The following is a 15,248-nucleotide window of genomic DNA, read 5'->3' on the forward strand; positions in this document are numbered from 1 at the left end:
GTCACCCGGCGGCGTGCGCGCCCGAAGAGCGTTGTGCCCCGGCCGGAGTGCTGAGTGCGGCCGCAATGGCGGTGGTCAGCGGAACCGACAGCGCGATCGCGATACCGCCGACGAACGAGCGGGCCAGCTCCACGGCGACCACGTCGGTCGTCAGCAGACCGCCCAGGGGTTGCTGGGCCACCGAGAACAAGAGCATGAGCGGCAAAGCGCTGCCCGCATAGGCGAACACGAGCGTGTACACCGTGCTGGCTATGTGATCACGACCGACGCGCATCGCGGCGCGGAACGTCGCCACCCGAGAGGGTTCACCGGCCGCCGCGAGTTCGAACGCGGCCGACGCCTGCGTGATCGTGACATCGTTGAGCACACCCAGCGTGCCGATGATGAATCCGGCGAGCAGGAGACCGCTGACCGAGATGCTGCCCTGATACACCTGCAGGCTCGTGGTCTGATCGCCGGACAACCCGGTCAGGTTCATCGTCCGGATCGCCAGCCAGCTCAGAAAACCCGCCATCAGCAACGAGGTGAGCGTGCCGAGCAGAGCCGAACTCGTACGCAGACTGACGCCGTGCGCGAGGTAGAGGACCACGAACAAGATGGCCGCCGACGACACCACGGCGACGGCAACCGGTGAGGAACCATCCAGGATGGCGGGGAGAGTGAAGACCGTCAGGATGCCGAAGGCGAACGCGAGGCCGATGATCGAACGGAATCCCCGCCACGCGGCGACCAGCACGATGGCGAGGACGAACAGGATGGCCCAGAAGATCGTCGCGGTTCCGCGCTGGAAGTCGAAGAACGTGTACCGGTTGCCATCTGCTGCGGGCACCGTCGAGAGTCGGATGCCGTCACCGACGTTCAGCGTCGGCTGCCCGGCCTGCGGCTCGTCGAGGGTTGCGGGATTCGGTGGCGCGGAGTCGGGACCCGAGCCGGCCTGAGCACGGTTCGTCGGGATCTCCAGAACGGTGTACTGCCCGGCCACGTCACCGGAATCGAACCGCACCGCGTTGAGGATGCAAGGGCCCCCGGGTACCGGATTGATCGGGATGTCGGCTGTCTCCAACACCGTGCCCGCCGCCGAGTTGAGGCAGTTCGCGTGGAACTGGTCGACGATCTCGCCGTCGACGGTGGAGATCGGACCGCCGTCCGCGGAACGGAACTGGGTGGGAATCGGGTGGTCGGCATCCGACGGCCACAGCACGATCATCCCGATGGCGACCACGACGGCGGTGGCAGCCAGCGTCCCGATGACGAACCACCGGGCGAACGGAGACAACGTGTGGGAGATGTCGGCCAGCGAGTGCGTGTGACCGTGCCCGTCGTGTGTGCGGCTCACGCGGTGAGCCTATGCGCACCGCATCCGGGCCGCGATCAGCGGCCCGGATGCGGGAACGGAGCGGACGACGATGCCGACCGGCCTCACAGCGGCAGCAGGATGCCCTGCACTCGAGGGTCGGTGCGAAGGAATTCCTGCACCGCCGGGTCCTTGAACGCGGCGACGAGGTTCTTGATGTTGTCGGTGTCCTGCCACTCGGTTCCGATGGTCAGCTGGCCGGCGAACTCGTCGGGTGCGGGCGGCGCGTAGATCTGCTTGGCGATGTCGATGTTCGCCGCGAGGTAGTACTCGGTGTATCCCACCGTCGCATCGAAGTCGGCGAGCGAACGGGACTGCGCCGCGAAGTCGAGCAGGACGAACTGCAGATTGCGTGGGTTGGTGGCGATGTCCTTCTGCGTCGCCTTCCACTTGTCGATGCCCGGTTTCAGGGTGATCAGTCCGGCCCGCTCGAGCAGCCAGAGTCCCTGCGCCTCGTTGGCGGGATCGGAGTAGAGAGAGACCCGCGCGTTCTGCGGCAGGTCGGCCACGTCGCGGTATTTGTCCGACCAGATGCCGAATCCCCAGCGGAAGACGGGCGTCGCGGCCACCTCCTTGAAGTCCGGATTGGCCTCGAGAACCTGCGACAGCCACAGCTTGTGCTGGTAGACGGTCCCGGCGACCTCACCGTCGCTCACCGCACGATTGAGTGTCGTCGAGTCGGCGAGACCCTTGAACGCGACCTTGATCCCGTAGCGCGGCGCGACCTCGCGGCTGATGAACTCCACGAGCGCCTGCTCGGAGGCATTGCCCTCGGCGGTGACGACGGTCAGCGTCGCGCCAGCTGTCTCGTTGGGGGAGGTGGACTCCGTCCCGAAGAATCGCCAACCGACCACGGCTGCGACGACCGCGACGACGACGAGTGCGCCGGCGACCAACGGCCAGCGACGACGCGAGGCGATTTCGATGCCGGAATCGGCTGGCGGAGTGGGATTTCCCGCAACGCCGGACGAGGTGTCGGTGGGGGAACCGGTGTCCTGTGACATGGGTGGACCTTTCGAAGTGGGGCTGGATACGCGGCGTTCAGTGGTTGACGCGGCGGGATGTGACCGGATTGAGGCTGCGGGCGAGCGCGTCACCAGCGACCTGGATGACGGCCACGGTGACGATGAGCACGATGATGGTGGCGACCATGACGCCCTGGTCGAATCGCTGATACCCGTAGGTGACCGCCACATAGCCGAGGCCGCCGGCACCGATGGTGCCCGCGATCGTGGAGTACTCGATCATGGCGATCGTGTTGATCGTCAGCCCGCCCACGATGCTGGGCAGTGCCTCGGGAACCTGCGCCTTCCAGATGATCTGAGCATGGGAACCTCCGGAGGCCCGGGCGACGTCGATGGTCGACGCCGGAACCGACCGCAGCGAGTTCTCGACGATTCGGGTGAAGAACGCGATCCCTGCGATCGACATCGGGACCACCGCGGCCGCGATACCGATGTTGGTGCCGGTGATCAGCCGGGTGAACGGGATGATCGCGGTCATCAGCACCAGGAAGGGCAGTGACCGTCCGATGCTGATCACCCAGGACAGCGGGGTGTGCAGTGCGCGGTTCGCGAACAGGCCGCCGGGTGCGAGGTTGTGGATGAGTGCACCCAGCGGTACGCCGACGACGAGCACGACGACCATCACGATGCTCACCATCAGAACGGTGTCGACGGCTGCCGGGACGAGCAGATCGGGGATCTCGTCGAGCGGCACGGTGATGTTGGCCAGATACGTCGTGCTCACGCCGCCACCTCGGAGTCCTTGTCGGCGGCCGCGCCCGCCGCGGACTCGCCGGCCGGTTGCGCAGCTGCGGTCGGGCGGGCCACCAGACCGAGTTCGCCCGCGGCACCGATGAATGCGGCCGCGTGGCCGTTGGGCACGGCGACGGTGAGGTCGCCGAACGCGGTTCCGTCGATCGTCTGGATGTTGGCTCCGAGCACCGAGATCGGCAGATCCAGTCGCCTGCCGAGTTGCGTCAGCCAGTCCGCCGGAACCGTCGCGGAGTTGTAGACCACGGAGATCGAGGTCTCTGCGGAGGCGGGTGGCGCGCTCGGACCGCGTGGCCGGAGTGACTGCCCGAGAACAGAATCGGCGTCGAGTACAAGGTCCCGCAACCGGCCGTGTTCGACGATCCGGCCGTGGTCGAGTCGGCCGACGGTGTCGGCGACGCGCACGATCGTGTCCATCTCGTGGGTGATGAAGACGACTGCGAGTCCGAGTTCGTCCCGCACCGCGGTGAGGAGCCGCAGGAAGGTTTCCGTCGCAGCGGGATCCAGTCCCGAGGTGGCCTCATCGGACAACAACACCGACGGCTTGAGGGCGAGAGCCCTGGCGATGCCGACACGTTGACGCTGACCACCTGACAGCTGATGCGGGTACAGTCCGGCCTTGTCCGCGAGGCCCACGAGGTCGAGCAGTTCGGCAACTCTTGCGGCAGTGGACCGCCGCGTCGCGCCGAGATACTCGAGAGGTAATGCGACGTTCTGCGCGGCGGTCCGTCGCGAGAGCAGGCTCGCCGACTGGAAGACGGTGCCGATCCGTCGCCGGGCGTCGCGCAGGCCCGAGGTGCCGAGCGCCGTGAGGTCCTCACCGTTGACGACGACCTTCCCGGATGTCGGACGCTCCAACAGGTTCAGGCATCGCGCCAGGGTACTCTTACCCGCTCCGGAGGGTCCGACGACGGCGAAGATCTCGCCCGCGTCGACCGTGAACCCGACGTCGTCGAGCACGGTGGTGGGGTCGGGTGACCCCACCCCGAACACCTTGGTCAGACCGACGACCTCGATCACTTGACCGCTCCGTTCGAGATGAGCCGGCTTCTGTCCCGGACGGAATCATCGATCGTCGAGTTGACCCCACCGACTCGGTAACTCGCGCCGCGATGGGTGTCGGGCAGGTGATCTCCTCGGCCGAACAACCTGTGCCGCAGCGTTCCCGGAACATAGTCGCGCTGGTAGACACCGCGGCGCTCCAGCGCAGGCACGACGTGGGTGATGATGTCCTCGAATGACCCGGGTGTCACCGCGTAGGCGACGTTGAACCCGTCGACATCGGTCTCGGTCACCCAGTCCTGCAGGGCCTCCGCCACTTCGTCGCCGGAACCGATGAGCACGGGGCCCATTCCGCCGATGCCACCCCACGCCGCGATGTCTCGCACACGCCATTCCTCACCGCTCTCACTTGCCTGCGAGAAGGCGGCAACCGCGGACTGGATGGCGTTGCTGTGGACGTTGCCGATCGGCTCGTCGAGCTGGTAGCTCGCGAGGTCGATGCCCATCCAACCGGACATGAACACCAGCGCACCCTCGTCGCTGGCATAGGACTGGTATTCCTCCGCCTTGGCCCGGGCCGCCTCCGGCGTCGAATCCGTGATGATCGTCAACAGGGTGTAGATCTTCGCGTCATAAGGATCGCGGCCCGCGAGGACGAGTTCCTCTCGGGTTCGGGCGACGACGTCGCGCAGGATTGCCTTGGTGGGTGCCGCGACGAAGATCGCCTCGGCGTTCTCCGCGGCGAATCGTCGACCGCGCGGTGACGCGCCCGCCTGGTAGATCACCGGGGATCCCTGTGGCGACGGCTCCGACAGATGGATACCCGGCACCGTGAAATGGGTGCCGTGGTGGCCGATGTGATGAACCTTGGCCGGGTCGGCGAAGATTCCGGCGTCGCGGTCACGCACCACCGCGCTGCGTTCCCACGAGCCCTCCCACAGCTTGTACAACACCGTGAGGTACTCGTCGGCATGGTCGTAGCGGGCGTCGTGTTCGAGCTGGTCGTCGGCGCCCATGTTGCGTGCGGCCGCCGGCAGGTATCCCGTCACCACGTTCCAGCCGACGCGGCCGCGGGTGAGATGGTCGAGTGTCGACAGTCGGCGGGCGAACGGATACGGGTGCTCGAAGCCGGTGCCGGTGGTGATGCCGAATCCGAGGTGCTCGGTCGCGTGCGCCATCGCGGAGACGAGCAGAAGCGGGTCGTTGACCGGGATCTGGGCGCCCTGCCGGATGGCGGCCTCGTCGGTCCCCGCGTAGACGTCGTAGGTGCCTAGCACGTCGGCGATGAACAACCCGTCGAAACCGCCCGTCTCGAGCAGACGGGCGAGGTCGACCCAGTAGTCGATCGTGTTGTAGTTCCAAGACCGGTCGGCCGGATGGCGCCACAGGCCGGGGGACTGATGCGCCACGCAGTTCATGTCGAAGGCGTTGAAGCGGATCGTGCGTGCGGCCTTCGTTGCCGGGTTCGGGCCTCCGGCCGGTGGTGCGGAAGGGGAGTTCGGATCAGACACCGGAGGAATGATGCTGACGGAACAGCGCAGTGACCATCATTGGGACCATCGCGAACCTAAACTTGCCGCATGCGATCCACTGATGTGTTACTCGACGGCCTCGGCCGAGTTTCCGAGAACGTGCACGCCGTCCTGGACGGCGCGGGACCCGAGGTGCTCAACCGTGCGCCGGCACCGGGTACCAACACCATCGCCTGGCTGGTGTGGCATCTGACGCGAGTGCAGGACTCGCACATCGCCGACGTGGCCGGCACCGACGAGGTGTGGGTCGCGCAGGGCTGGGCCGATCGTTTCGGCCTTCCGCTGGCCGCCTCGGAGACCGGATACGGCCAGTCGGCCGATGACGCGGCACGCGTCATGGTCGAGGATGCCGCGCTGCTCCGGGACTACTACGACGCGACGCACGCGGTCAGCGTCGATTACATTGAAGCGCTTTCTGATTCGGATCTCGATCGTGTCATCGACACCAACTGGGACCCGCCGGTGACGCTGGGCGTGCGTCTCGTGAGCGTCCTCGACGACGACGCCCAGCACATCGGTCAGGCGGCATACCTACGCGGCATGTTCTCCTGACACGATCGTCACCGTTCGGCGGTCAGGAGATGCAGCCGCGGAAGGTCTGGAAGTCACCGGCGAAAGCCGGTCCCTTGCAGGTCGGGCCGTTCTTGCCGTCGACGACGACCTCGCCGCCGGGACCCGCGATACCGATCGCCAGTCCGGGACGGATCCCGTTCATGTTGACTGTCGCGCCCGGGCCCAGTGCGATCGCGGCGGGTCCCGCGTAGTTGTCGGCCGAGGAGGTCGCCGTGCCGCCGTTGTCGGTGATGGCGAGCGAGAGTCCGGTGGGTCCGGACTCCGCGCTGCAGGAGTCCGCCGACGCGGACTGTCCGGGCAGCGCCGGACAGATGGTGGGTGCTGCACTCGCGGACGGGGCGGCAGCGAGGGACACTGCGGTCGCACCGGCGGCCGCGACGACGAAACCGAGAGCTGTGCGCGTTACTGTCTTCATGATCGGACTCCTGTTGTCGAGGAACGATGTGTCATGCGTTGAGCGATTCGGAGTGACCGTAGGGCTGGATGGGAAGCGATGGGCGCCCCGCCTCGCACCAGCACGGGTGCCCACTCCGCGTAGGTTGGAAACGTGCAGTTGCGAATTTTCACCGAGCCCCAGCAGGGCGCGACCTACGACGATCTCCTCGCAGTCGCGAGGGCGGCCGAAGAACTCGACTACGACGCGTTCTTCCGCTCCGACCATTTCACCGGAATGGGTGGCGACGGCCTGCCCGGACCCACCGACGCGTGGATCACGCTGGCCGGCCTCGCGCGCGAGACCTCCCGCATACGACTGGGGACCCTGGTGTCCTCGGCGACCTTCCGACTACCGGGTCCCTTCGCCATCGCGGTCGCGCAGGTCGATCAGATGAGCGGTGGCCGTGTGGAGTTGGGGATCGGCACCGGTTGGCACGAACGCGAGCACGAGGCCTACGGGATACCGTTCCCGCCGCTGAAGGAACGATTCGAGCGGCTCGAGGAGAATCTGGAGATCATCACCGGCCTCTGGCAGACGCCCCTCGGGGAGGAGTTCGACCACCAGGGGAAGCACTTTCGGCTCACCCGGTCTCCCGCGCTGCCGAAGCCGGTACAGACCCCGCGCCCGCCGATCATCATCGGTGGCAGCGGCAAGAAGCGAACACCCGCGCTCGCAGCGCGTTTCGCCGACGAGTTCAACGTCGTGTTCCAGCCGCTCGATGTCGCCGCGGACCTCATCGGCCGCGTCCGGGACGCCTGCACCGGCAACGGCCGCGACCCCGAGGGCCTGATCTACTCGGCGGCACTCGTATTATGCTGCGGCCGAGACGAATCCGAGTTCCGGCGCCGGGCCGAGGCGATCGGTCGTGAACCGGAGGAGCTGCGCCGCAACGGTGCCGCGGGTACTCCCGATGAGGTGGCGGCGAAGATCGAGACCTACCGGGAGCTGGGCGTGACACGGGTGTACCTGCAGACGCTCGATCTGTCCGATCTGGACCACCTCGAGCTCGTCGCGTCGAAGGTGGCGCCGCAACTCACCTGACCCGTGGCCGGGCTCGCGGTAGGGCTCTTTCTCGCGACATGGTCCTGACGACGGGCGCCATGGGTCATAATCCACCTCATGGCCGACAGAGGCGAGCACTCGCCATCGCGACCGCCGGAACGGCAGCGCATCAAGAAACTCGCGCAGGCCGCACTCAACGCCGACGTGACCGTGGACCAGCTCGAGGGCATCCTCGCCGACATGGGTGAGACCCTCGAAGGGATCGGCCCGACCATGGACGGGTTGAATTCGACGATCGCGAAGCTCGACGACACACTCGTGCGTCTGTCGGGGACCCTCGATCAGGTCGACGCCACCGTGGACCGGATGTCCGACATCGTCGGCCGTGTCGAGCGCGTCGTCGGGCGGGTCGAGGCCATGGTCGGTGTCGGAGAGGCCGCGCTCCGGCCGCTCGGCGCGCTGGAATCCGCGGGCAGATCGGTGGCCGCGCGGCTCGGCTGGCACTGACCGACCACTCGACGATCCCTCACGGGACGATCAGACCGGACATCGGACGACACGAGCGAGATCAGGGAATGACACCGGAAGAGCACAGTTTTCGCGGCGGCCACGGCCATACGATCGTGTACGACGTCCACCGCCCGCAGAAGACGCCACGCGGTGTCGTCGTCATCGTGCACGGCCTCGCCGAGCACGGCCGGAGGTACGGGCACGTCGCACAACGACTCGTCGACGCCGACTACGTGGTGGCGATCCCGGACCACGTCGGTCACGGACGGTCCGGCGGCAAGCGACTTCGGGTACGCCGCTTCGCCGACTTCACCGATGACCTCGGCACCGTGGTGGCCCACGTCGCCGACCCCGCACTACCGACGTTCCTCATCGGGCACAGCATGGGCGGGTGCATCGCTCTCGACTACGCGCTCGATCACCAGGACGAGCTCGACGGGCTGATCCTGTCCGGAGCGGCGGTGTTGCCCGGCGACGACCTGCCCGCCCTGGCCGTACGGTTCGCGCCGTTGATCGGCCGGATCGCCCCTGGATTGCCGACCACCGAACTGAGCAGCTCGAGCATCTCGCGAGATCCCGCGGTCGTCGCCGCGTACGACGCCGATCCGCTGGTCACGCGCGGAAAGATCCCGGCCGGACTCGGTGGTGCGATGATCGCGACGATGCGTTCGTTCCCCGATCGCCTGCCGTCGCTGCAGTTGCCCGTTCTGGTCATGCACGGCAGCGAAGACCAGCTCACCGATCCCCGGGGTAGCGACATGGTCGACCGGCTGGCGGGTTCGCGCGACAAGAAGCTCGTCATCTACGACGACCTGTATCACGAGATCTTCAATGAGCCGGAGCAGGACGTGGTCCTCGAGGAGGTCATCGCCTGGCTCGCCCGACACACCGCGGGGTCGCCGGCCGCACCGTGACGCGCGGATCGCTCAGAACAGTCGCACCACGCCGCCGGCCACCAGAACGACCACACCGCCGATCTCACCCACGATCAGCGCGAGCATGAACAGATAGGTGCCCGGAGTCGGGTCGACGAACTGGTTGGTGGTGTCACGCAGTGCGCCGTGCACGCAGTACGCGGCGATGGCGGCGACGAAGAACACGATCGGCACCGCGGCCGCGACCAGGTTGACGGCCGTCGAGAACGCACTCAGTTCCACCAGCGCCGCGAGGACCAGTGCGGCGAACGAGTACATCAGTGCCGCGCGGTGCGCGATGTCGACATACACGTGCGCGCTGCCATCCGGAGAGGTCCGGATGCCGTGGTACTTCCACACCCCGAGCGCGAGACCCCACACGAGGATCACGCCGGAGGCGAGCACCACGACGGCCGTGTCGGTGCCGATGGTGTCGGCGAGGTCGGCGGCAGGCATGGCTGCACGCTAGCAGTCGGCCCGGACGCCGGGATCGCTCACTCGCGTATTCCGTTCCCGCTCACGCACTTCTGCGTGAACGGGATCGGAAGCAGGGAGCAGGGATCCAGGTCAGCGGGACGGTACCGGGGTACTGCTCGAGCTACCGGCAGCGGACGCGCCGCCCGGACCTGCGGGTGCGAGTCGGGGAGCGTTCCGTGTCGTGGTCTCGCTGCTGGTGGCCGACCCCGGTGCGGTGGCCTCCACCGATTCCGACTTCGACGCAGCGGACGGGGCGAGCCCGGCCGACGAGGATTCGGACGCCGACGACGCGGACGACTCGATGGAAGCGGACTCCGACGAGGAACCGGACTCGCTGGACGATCCCCTGGCGGAGAGCCCCGAGAGGTCGAGCGCCGGAGTGGTCTCGGCGACCTTCTTGGCGGCGAGCGTGACCTTTGCGGGGGCCTCCGGATCGGGGCTGCCCGAGGCGGAGACCACGGTGGTCTTGGTGGTCACCGGCGGGTTGTTGCGGAGCGCGGTGAGGACGTGCTCCTTGCCGCCGCCGAGTGCTCGTCCCCAGTTCTCCCATGTGTGCCCGCCGTAGTTCGGCAGGGAGATCACCGAGGCGCCGGCCTGCTTGGCCTGCAGCTGCATGAGCACGGTCGACACCGCGGACAGGATCTCCAGCGCCATCGCACTGATCTGGTCCTGGGGCGCGAGCTTGGCCATCTCGGTGGGGGTCAGGAAACCGTTACCCGAGGAGATGATGAGGACCTGGCCGTTCTCGGCCAGCTTGTTGACGTTCTTCGACGGGTCGTTGTCGGTCCAACGGGTACCGCCGGGCGCGCCCCACATGTTCACGACACCGTTGACGTAGTTCGACACCATCGTCTGGGTGGCCATGACGCCGAGGGCGCCGATCGGGTTGTCGGTCTGGTAGTAGCCGGACATCGCCTGGACGACCTTGAACTGCTCCGGGTGTCGTTCGGCCAGTGTCACCGCCGGCCCGCCCGACATCGACAGGCCGATGATCGCATTGTTGTTGCGGCTGACGCCGAACTCCCGCTCGAGGTAGGTGGGCAGCTCCGCGGTCAGGAACGTCTCCTGCTTGATCGTGGTGTTCTTGTCGCCCGCGCCGCCGTCCCAGTCGGTGTAGAAGGACGATGCGCCGCCCACCGGCATGACGAGGGTGGTGTCGGCCTTGGCGTCGTAGACCTTCGCCGCCTGGACATCGGTGGTCCACGCCGAACGGGTCTCGCTGGCCCGCATGCCGTCGAGCATGTAGACGCCGCTGTCGCTGCCGCTGGAGGCGCGGATCTGGACGATCACCTCACGCTGCTGCGACTCCGACCACACCTTGCAGTTCTGGACGAAGTTCCCCGACTTGTCCCAGGTACAGCCCGGTCGCAGGACGTCGGGATGTCCGCGGAGGGCGCTTGCGGTGTTCGACGAGTTGAGCAGCGTGCTCGCCCCGAACAACCCGAGAGTGAGGACGGCGACCACCGAGATACCGGTCAGGATGCGGCGGCGCGGCGAGAACCGGCGGGGCGGCGATGTGTCCGCGTGGGCGGGAGAGGGGGACGAGATGGGCTGTTCGCTGTGCGAGTGCGACATGGAGCTCCTGAGATATGCGGCGACCCGATCACCTGGTGCCGATATCAGGGATGTCGTTCGCGGAGGGGACCTGCGTTACCGCTCCAGAGAATTTTTTCGGACCAGCTCGGCCGTCTCCTGGGGACGCTCCCACCAGAACATGTGCCCGACGCCCGCCCAGCGTTCGAGTGCAGCGTTTCCAATCGCATCGGCCAGGCGCTCACCTTCGACGACGGCGATCACCTCGTCGACGTCGCCGTGGATGACGGTGGTCGGCACGGCGAGGCCGGCGAGCCGGTCGCGGGTGTCGTGGGCGGCGCAGGCCGCCGCCTGCCAGGCGACGACGGCTGACGGCACCCGTCGTTGTGTGGACAGCGCGACGAAACGGTCGAAGGAGCCGTCGCGGGCGGCGAAGTCCGGCGACAGGTTGACCTCGAACGCGGTGCGGGCGACGCGTGCGGCATCGCGGGAGGCTATCGCTTCCACCAGACGCCCCGCGCCCGGGGCGCTGATGGCTCCGGGCCCACCCGCGGTGGTGCAACCCAGAACCAGGGTGCGCACGTGTTCAGGGAAGTTCAGTGCGAGTTCCTGCGCGACCATGCCACCCATCGAGGTGCCGACGACGTGGGCGGAGTCCCATCCGAGTCCGTCGATGACGTCGCGGGCGTCTGCGGCGAGATCGGCGATGGTGAACGCGGCCTCGGCGCGGCTGCTGTGACCGATACCGCGATGGTCGTAGACGGCTACGGAGAAGTGTGGGGTGAGGGCGTCGAGCAGGTCGTCGGTCCACATCCCGCGATGGGCGGACATCCCTTCGATGAGGAGTAGCGGTTCGCCGTCGCCGAACACCTCGGTGTCGAGCAGGATCGATGAGTCGGGGCCGGCCGGGATCTGCATGCGCCGATGGTATCGGCGAAGGCGCCCGGGCTGCCCTCGCGACGCCGGTGTCGAGCGCACGATCATCGCAGGGCGGGCGCGATCGCTTTCCACATCCGTGGCAGTTCCTTTTCCCAGTAGTACCAATGATGGGTTCCGACGGTCTGCAGCCCGTCGATGAAGGGGAGGCCGACATCGCGGAGCTGCCCGGCGAATCGCCGCGAACAGTCGTTGGTGGCGACTTCGAAGGCCGACGACGCTGCCAGCACGACCTGATAGAGGCCCTCCTCGGGCGTCACGTTGCGCTTGATGTCGGCGGGTCCGAGCCGGCCGGCTCCCGAATAGAGATACAGCGCCTTGCCGCGGAGCCGTTCCAGGTGGCGGGCCGGATCGTGGTCGCGCCATCCACGAGAGCCGGCGGGCCCCCACATGTTGTCGGCATTGACGCCGCCCCGGGCGAGTGTCGCTCGGACGTAGGCCTCGCCCTGGGGCGAGGACACCGGAGGGCAGCCGCTGAGCGAGGCCACGGCTCGGTAGAGAGACGGGGCCCGCGACGCCAGGGTGAACGCCGCCTGGCCACCCATCGAGACCCCGGCGATTCCTCGTGACCCGTCGGACTCGAACCGGGTGTCGATGAGCGGCGGGAGTTCCCTCGTCAGGAACGTCTCCCACATCGGCTTACCCACCTTGGGATCTCGTCGCTCCCAGTCGGCGTACTGCGTCCCGTACGCCCCGGTCGGGAGCACGACGGTCACGTTCTTGTCCGCGAAGAACTCATCGACGTTGCCGGCACCTCGCCAGCCGCTGGTGTTGCCGCGCGATCCTGCGCCGTCGAGTAGGTAGAGCGTCGGACGTGGCCCGGTCGTGTTCCGTGGAGTCAGGACGAACAACTTGATGTTCTTGTCCATGGCCGCGGAATACACCCACACCTGTGCCCTGGTCGCCGACTCCTGCACGACCGACACGATGCGTGATGGTGCGGGCGCGGCCCATGCGGGCGTCGCCGCAAGGCACACCGCCGTCAGGCATGCGGCAACGACCGCACGAAGTAGTGCTGGAAACACGGTCCCCCCGTTTGCGTCACGCTGACGCTCTTCCCCCGAAGAATGCTGAACCGGTCACCCGACTGATCGAGCGACCGGACCGAAATGGTTCGACCAGCTTATGGCCTTCGTCTGTCCGCGTCCTGATTTGCCCGATATCGAACTCGTGGCCGTGGGCGTGATGGTCTCGCACGGCAGCAGCGAACGCCGCCGGGCGCATCCCGAGAGGATGCGCCCGGCGGCGTGGTCGATGGATGTGTTCTGTCGTCAGGCGCCGAAGCCGAGCAGCGACTTGACCTCGAGGAACTCGTCGAAGGCGTAGTCGCTCCACTCGCGGCCGTTGCCGCTCTTCTTGTAACCACCGAACGGTGCGCTCGGGTCGAGCTGCGCGCCGTTGAGCGAGATCGATCCGGCGCGGATCTGCGAGCCGATGCGGCGCACCTCGTCGACGTCCTTGCCCGACACGTATCCGGCGAGGCCGTACTCGGTGTCGTTGGCGACCTTGATGGCCTCGTCGACAGAGTCGTAGCCGATGACCACGAGGACCGGGCCGAACACCTCGGTGCGGGCGATCTCCATGTCGTTGGTGACGTTGGTGAACACGGTCGGCTTCACGTAGTAGCCGGTCTCGAGGCCCTCGGGGCGGCCGGCGCCGCCGACGACCGCGGTGGCACCGTCGGCGAGAGCTCTCTCGATGAGGCCCTGGATCTTGTCGAACTGCGCCTCGGAGACCACCGGGCCCAGCTTCACGTCGGTGGTGGGGTCGCCGACGGTGAGCTCGGCGGCCACGCCCTTGGCGATCTCGGCGACCTCGTCGACGCGGCCTGCCGGGACGAGCATCCGGCTGGGGGCGTTGCAGGACTGGCCGGAGTTCATCATCATCGTCGCGATGCCTCCGGCGACGTTCTTGGCGAAGTCGTCGTCGTCGAGGATGATGTTCGGGCTCTTGCCGCCGAGTTCCTGTGCGACGCGCTTGACGGTCGGCGCCGCACTCTTGGCGACCTCGATGCCCGCCCGGGTGGAGCCGGTGAACGAGATCATGTCGATGCCCTCGTGGCTCGACAGCGCGGCACCGACGCCGGGACCGTCACCGTTGACGAGGTTGAACACGCCGGCGGGCACGCCGGCGGCGTCGAAGATCTCGGCGACGATCGCGGCCGAGAACGGAGCGACCTCCGACGGCTTGAGGACCATGGTGCAGCCGGTGGCCAACGCCGGGGCGACCTTGCACATGACCTGGTTGAGCGGCCAGTTCCACGGGGTGATGAAGCCGCACACGCCGATCGGCTCCTTGGCGATACGCGAACTGCCCCGGTCCTCGACGAACTTGAAGTCGGGGAGTTGGGCGGCGGCGGTCATCAGGTGGCCGAGGCCGATGGGTACCTGGGCGGCATTGGTGAGACCGACCGGCGAACCCATCTCCTCGGTGACCGCGGCGGCGAGATCACCCATGCGGTTCTGGTATTCGGCGATGATCCGGTTGAGGACCTCGAGGCGTTCTTCGACGGTGGTCTGACCCCAGGTGACGAAGGCGCGACGTGCCGCGTCGACAGCTGCGTCGACGTCGGCGGCACCACCGATCGCGACCTGACCGGCCGACTTCTCGGTCGCCGGGTTGATGACGTCGATGAGGTTGAGCTCTGCGGGCTCGACCCACTGGCCGTCGATGTAGAACTTGGTGATGTCCGGCATGGTGCCTCCGTTGCTGCCTGAAGTGAGGACATTTGTTGTCTGTTTCACACTCTAGGCTCTCTTGCGGTCGAGGTCTCGTGAATCCCTGCCTTCGGCGGCACCGGGCCCGAACCGATTCTGGAACACCCGTCCCAGTCGCAATCTGCGACGCTCCGACCGGCGGGTCGGCGCTAGGCTCGGATCATGATTCTCATCGTCGTGAAGTTCCCGATCAAGCCCGAGTACGCCGACGAATGGCCCGAGCTGTCCCGTGAGTTCACCGAGGCGACGCGAGCCGAACCCGGCAACAAGTGGTTCGACTGGTCGCGGTCGGTGGAGGACCCCAACACTTATGTCCTCGTCGAGGCGTTCGACGACGACGCCGCCGAGGCGCACGTCACGGCGCCGCACTTCAAGCAGGCGCAGCAGGAACTCCCCAAGTACCTCCAGCGGACCCCCGACGTCATCAACACGACGATCGACGGGGACAGCTGGTCCGAACTCGGAGAGTTCCGGGTCGACTGACCCG

Annotated in this window: 16 protein-coding genes; 5 read left to right on the plus strand and 11 right to left on the minus strand. The window is 67.3% G+C overall.

The window, feature by feature from the left end:
- Window position 1: 1 nt before the first annotated feature.
- The 5 genes from ACSUZC_RS07475 to ACSUZC_RS07495 form a co-directional block, all read right to left on the minus strand.
- Window positions 2–1,336, minus strand: a complete 1,335-nt coding sequence (locus ACSUZC_RS07475) for a YibE/F family protein (protein ID WP_439032215.1) — start codon at window positions 1,334–1,336, stop codon at window positions 2–4.
- Between the two features lie 83 nt (window positions 1,337–1,419).
- On the minus strand, window positions 1,420–2,358 hold the full coding sequence (locus ACSUZC_RS07480) for a MetQ/NlpA family ABC transporter substrate-binding protein (protein ID WP_439032216.1): 939 nt from the start codon (window positions 2,356–2,358) through the stop codon (window positions 1,420–1,422).
- A 37-nt stretch (window positions 2,359–2,395) separates the two neighbouring features.
- Entirely contained in the window at window positions 2,396–3,103 is a 708-nt protein-coding gene (locus ACSUZC_RS07485) for a methionine ABC transporter permease (RefSeq protein WP_439032217.1), read from the minus strand.
- Window positions 3,100–4,149: a methionine ABC transporter ATP-binding protein gene (locus ACSUZC_RS07490; RefSeq protein ID WP_439032218.1), complete on the minus strand. Its 1,050-nt coding sequence runs from the start codon at window positions 4,147–4,149 to the stop codon at window positions 3,100–3,102. Before ACSUZC_RS07490 ends, ACSUZC_RS07485 begins: the two co-directional genes overlap by 4 nt.
- The gene (locus tag ACSUZC_RS07495) at window positions 4,146–5,642 is read right to left on the minus strand and encodes an LLM class flavin-dependent oxidoreductase (protein WP_439032219.1); all 1,497 of its coding nucleotides are present in this window, start codon (window positions 5,640–5,642) and stop codon (window positions 4,146–4,148) included. The genes ACSUZC_RS07490 and ACSUZC_RS07495 overlap by 4 nt, the downstream gene beginning before the upstream one ends.
- Window positions 5,643–5,711: 69 nt before the next feature.
- Between ACSUZC_RS07495 and ACSUZC_RS07500 the strand changes: the two genes are divergently transcribed.
- Window positions 5,712–6,215, plus strand: a complete 504-nt coding sequence (locus ACSUZC_RS07500; RefSeq protein WP_439032220.1) for a mycothiol transferase — start codon at window positions 5,712–5,714, stop codon at window positions 6,213–6,215.
- A gap of 22 nt (window positions 6,216–6,237) precedes the next feature.
- On the opposite strand, the gene ACSUZC_RS07505 is transcribed toward ACSUZC_RS07500, so the two are convergent.
- Window positions 6,238–6,651 (minus strand): hypothetical protein, encoded by a 414-nt coding sequence (locus ACSUZC_RS07505; protein ID WP_439032221.1) that lies wholly within the window; start codon window positions 6,649–6,651, stop codon window positions 6,238–6,240.
- A 132-nt stretch (window positions 6,652–6,783) separates the two neighbouring features.
- Here ACSUZC_RS07505 and ACSUZC_RS07510 point away from each other — a divergent pair, with 132 nt between their 5' ends.
- From ACSUZC_RS07510 to ACSUZC_RS07520, 3 genes are all read left to right on the plus strand, one after another.
- On the plus strand, window positions 6,784–7,713 hold the full coding sequence (locus ACSUZC_RS07510; protein ID WP_439032222.1) for an LLM class F420-dependent oxidoreductase: 930 nt from the start codon (window positions 6,784–6,786) through the stop codon (window positions 7,711–7,713).
- Between the two features lie 78 nt (window positions 7,714–7,791).
- Entirely contained in the window at window positions 7,792–8,181 is a 390-nt protein-coding gene (locus ACSUZC_RS07515) for a hypothetical protein (protein ID WP_439032223.1), read from the plus strand.
- Between the two features lie 68 nt (window positions 8,182–8,249).
- Window positions 8,250–9,098 carry an alpha/beta hydrolase gene (locus ACSUZC_RS07520; protein WP_439032224.1) on the plus strand — a complete coding sequence of 283 codons (849 nt, stop codon included), beginning with the start codon at window positions 8,250–8,252 and terminating at the stop codon, window positions 9,096–9,098.
- Between the two features lie 12 nt (window positions 9,099–9,110).
- Here the strand turns inward: ACSUZC_RS07520 and ACSUZC_RS07525 are convergent, their stop codons facing one another.
- From ACSUZC_RS07525 to ACSUZC_RS07545, 5 genes are all read right to left on the minus strand, one after another.
- Window positions 9,111–9,554: a hypothetical protein gene (locus ACSUZC_RS07525; RefSeq protein WP_439032225.1), complete on the minus strand. Its 444-nt coding sequence runs from the start codon at window positions 9,552–9,554 to the stop codon at window positions 9,111–9,113.
- Window positions 9,555–9,665: 111 nt separating this feature from the next.
- On the minus strand, window positions 9,666–11,150 hold the full coding sequence (locus ACSUZC_RS07530) for an alpha/beta hydrolase (protein ID WP_439032226.1): 1,485 nt from the start codon (window positions 11,148–11,150) through the stop codon (window positions 9,666–9,668).
- 75 nt (window positions 11,151–11,225) lie between these two features.
- On the minus strand, window positions 11,226–12,026 hold the full coding sequence (locus tag ACSUZC_RS07535) for an alpha/beta fold hydrolase (protein WP_439032227.1): 801 nt from the start codon (window positions 12,024–12,026) through the stop codon (window positions 11,226–11,228).
- 62 nt (window positions 12,027–12,088) lie between these two features.
- Entirely contained in the window at window positions 12,089–12,970 is an 882-nt protein-coding gene (locus ACSUZC_RS07540) for an alpha/beta hydrolase (protein WP_439032228.1), read from the minus strand.
- A gap of 345 nt (window positions 12,971–13,315) precedes the next feature.
- Window positions 13,316–14,740, minus strand: a complete 1,425-nt coding sequence (locus ACSUZC_RS07545) for an aldehyde dehydrogenase family protein (RefSeq protein WP_439032229.1) — start codon at window positions 14,738–14,740, stop codon at window positions 13,316–13,318.
- A 183-nt stretch (window positions 14,741–14,923) separates the two neighbouring features.
- Here ACSUZC_RS07545 and ACSUZC_RS07550 point away from each other — a divergent pair, with 183 nt between their 5' ends.
- Window positions 14,924–15,244 (plus strand): putative quinol monooxygenase, encoded by a 321-nt coding sequence (locus tag ACSUZC_RS07550; RefSeq protein ID WP_439032230.1) that lies wholly within the window; start codon window positions 14,924–14,926, stop codon window positions 15,242–15,244.
- Window positions 15,245–15,248 lie beyond the last annotated feature (4 nt).

The organism is Gordonia terrae, from assembly GCF_051789125.1.
In the GTDB taxonomy this organism is placed as follows: Bacteria; Actinomycetota; Actinomycetes; order Mycobacteriales; family Mycobacteriaceae; genus Gordonia; species Gordonia terrae_A.

Coding starts and splice junctions, on each gene's coding strand:
- ACSUZC_RS07480 (WP_439032216.1), bottom strand. CDS start 2,358: ATGTCACAGGACACCGGTTCCCCCACCGACACCTCGTCCGGCGTTGCG.
- ACSUZC_RS07500 (WP_439032220.1), top strand. CDS start 5,712: ATGCGATCCACTGATGTGTTACTCGACGGCCTCGGCCGAGTTTCCGAG.
- ACSUZC_RS07505 (WP_439032221.1), bottom strand. CDS start 6,651: ATGAAGACAGTAACGCGCACAGCTCTCGGTTTCGTCGTCGCGGCCGCC.
- ACSUZC_RS07515 (WP_439032223.1), top strand. CDS start 7,792: ATGGCCGACAGAGGCGAGCACTCGCCATCGCGACCGCCGGAACGGCAG.
- ACSUZC_RS07520 (WP_439032224.1), top strand. CDS start 8,250: ATGACACCGGAAGAGCACAGTTTTCGCGGCGGCCACGGCCATACGATC.
- ACSUZC_RS07525 (WP_439032225.1), bottom strand. CDS start 9,554: ATGCCTGCCGCCGACCTCGCCGACACCATCGGCACCGACACGGCCGTC.
- ACSUZC_RS07530 (WP_439032226.1), bottom strand. CDS start 11,150: ATGTCGCACTCGCACAGCGAACAGCCCATCTCGTCCCCCTCTCCCGCC.
- ACSUZC_RS07535 (WP_439032227.1), bottom strand. CDS start 12,026: ATGCAGATCCCGGCCGGCCCCGACTCATCGATCCTGCTCGACACCGAG.
- ACSUZC_RS07545 (WP_439032229.1), bottom strand. CDS start 14,740: ATGCCGGACATCACCAAGTTCTACATCGACGGCCAGTGGGTCGAGCCC.
- ACSUZC_RS07550 (WP_439032230.1), top strand. CDS start 14,924: ATGATTCTCATCGTCGTGAAGTTCCCGATCAAGCCCGAGTACGCCGAC.